The organism is Pseudomonas sp. P5_A2_2 (assembly GCF_054177685.1).
This window is the reverse complement of the sequence record NZ_JBGCUL010000815.1, coordinates 1-2,037: the sequence shown is the minus strand read 5'-3', so window position 1 is coordinate 2,037 and position 2,037 is coordinate 1. Positions and strand designations below refer to the sequence as shown.

The following is a 2,037-nucleotide window of genomic DNA, read 5'->3' as shown; positions in this document are numbered from 1 at the left end:
CCAGTACAGCCAGCCGATGGTGAAGCCGGCGCTGCGTCCCATCGCCCGCTCGGCGTAGGTCGAAAACGATCCTGTATCGGGCGACGCTACGGCCATCTCTCCCAGCATGCGCATCACCAGCACGACCAGGGTGCCGGAAAAAATGTACGCCAGGATGGCGGCCGGCCCCGCCGAGGCGATGGCGTGTCCTGAACCGATGAACAGGCCTGCGCCAATGGCACCGGCAATGGACAGCATGGTGACGTGACGCTGCTTGAGGCCTGGGGCCAAGGTTGAGCTGCTGGACATGAGACTTACCCTTTTTTTGTTCTACTTGGGGAGGGTGAAGCATTACCGCGGGATATTTGTTTCGGCACGTCCGGGTGCTCTTCAGGTGTCCAATTCAAAGGCCTCGCGCACCGCGGCGCTGATGCCCGAGATACAAACGTCGAGAATCAGCTCGCCTTTCTCGCGACTGGAACCTTTAGGCGATGACAGGGTTCCGCAGGCCGGCGTGCGCTCCGCGATGATGGGAAACACGTCGTAAGGTGGGAAGGTCGCGGGAGGATGATCGACCGCACGACTCAGATCGACCTTGTCGGGGTGCAGGGCCAGCATCAAAGAGGTTTCGAAAATACCGCCATGCTCGATATCCCAGCCGAGGAATCCCTCGGGATATAGCTTTTCGATGACCGCAGGATCGTTGACGAAGTCCCAATAGGACAGCACGACGACCTTGAAGTCACTGATGCCACCGTAGCGAAGCTCCCGAAGGGCAAGGTCTATGCCCTCGACAATGAACATCGAGTTTTCAAAGTGCCCGTTCATCATCACCAGTTTGCGTGCGCCATGGCGTGCAAGTTCTCTGATGATGTCCTGCACGGTATGGGTCAGCGTGGCGCCATCGAGGCTGGTTGTTCCCGGGAAGTGGTTGCCGCCGCCTGATTTCTGCTGAGACTTGTAGCCATAGGCGAGGGCAGGCAAGACCAGGCCGCTGACGTTCTGCGCTACCGCCTTGCATATCGCGGTAGGCAGCAGTACATCGACTTCCATGCACATGTGATGTCCATGCTGTTCCAGTGCACCCACGGGCAGAAAGATCGGGCTGCCGGCAGCGACCTTCTCTGCATACGCAGGCCAGGTGAGTTCTCCAATAACGACACTGTTGTTCATCTACACACCCTCTGAAAGTGTTTGACCGTTGGTAATTTTCAACCGGTGGTTGGGGGCGTTTGCCTATCGTCTGACCGACCTTGCGGATTGCAGGAGTCGAAGGTGGCGCGTGAATCAATTCGATCAGAGGGGGAGGGTGCAGAATTGTCTGAATCCGACCCGTAAATGACAAAACACCCTCTGATTTGTCATTTCTGTCCGGTTATCGGATTGGGGCTCGTCGCTTTTGCGTGAAAAGGGGCATGAGTCGGATCTGACAAAGTCCAGGTCGAGCGCGCACAAAAACGGGTGATGGCGACCTGCTGCAATGCATCCAGCCAGCGAATGATGCTGTGGTTGGCAGCGATAGCAGGCAGCAGGCAAGAGCAAAAGGATGAGACGGACAGGAGCAGTTTTCATCAGAGCCACTTTCCATCACCAGGCGAGACAATAATGAAAAATCGCATCGACCTTTCACGCCGTACATTCCTCAAGACCTCCAGCATCCTGGCAGGCACCGCAGCGCTTTCTGGTTTGCTGCCCTTGAGAAGCTTCGCCGCAGCGGAAAAAGAACTGGTCATACTCGCATGGGCCGGACACGCAGAGCCGGACATCGTCGCTGAGTTCGAGCGCAAATATGGGGTCAAGGTCCGGGCCAAGTACTACACCGGCGGCGACAACATGCTGGGGTTGATCTCTCAGTCCCCGCCCGGCACTTTCGACCTGATCCTGTCCGACGCCGAATATGTCCAGCAACTCAATGCCGCCGAGTACATCGAGCAACTTGACCCCGCTGACTACCCCTTCGATGACTTCTACCCAGAGTTCCAGCATTTTCCCGGCCACTGGCAGGGGGACAAGCTCTACTCGGTCCTGATTCGCTTTGGCTTCCTCGGTATCGCCTAC

General features: G+C 57.3%; 3 protein-coding genes. 1 reads left to right on the top strand and 2 read right to left on the bottom strand.

The window, feature by feature from the left end:
* Both ACXRVY_RS26070 and ACXRVY_RS26065 read right to left on the bottom strand, forming a co-directional pair.
* Positions 1-288, bottom strand: a 288-nt coding sequence (locus tag ACXRVY_RS26070) for an amino acid permease (RefSeq protein ID WP_458238629.1), incomplete at its 3' end; no start/stop codon positions are given.
* Between the two features lie 81 nt (positions 289-369).
* Positions 370-1,152: a creatininase gene (locus ACXRVY_RS26065; protein WP_223457296.1), complete on the bottom strand. Its 783-nt coding sequence runs from the start codon at positions 1,150-1,152 to the stop codon at positions 370-372.
* A gap of 432 nt (positions 1,153-1,584) precedes the next feature.
* Here ACXRVY_RS26065 and ACXRVY_RS26060 point away from each other — a divergent pair.
* The coding region (locus ACXRVY_RS26060) for a twin-arginine translocation signal domain-containing protein (RefSeq protein ID WP_458238628.1) at positions 1,585-2,037 on the top strand (453 nt) is incomplete at its 3' end.

Excerpts from the sequence above, each read along its gene's own strand:
- ACXRVY_RS26065 (WP_223457296.1), bottom strand. The coding sequence starts at position 1,152 with ATGAACAACAGTGTCGTTATTGGAGAACTCACCTGGCCTGCGTATGCA.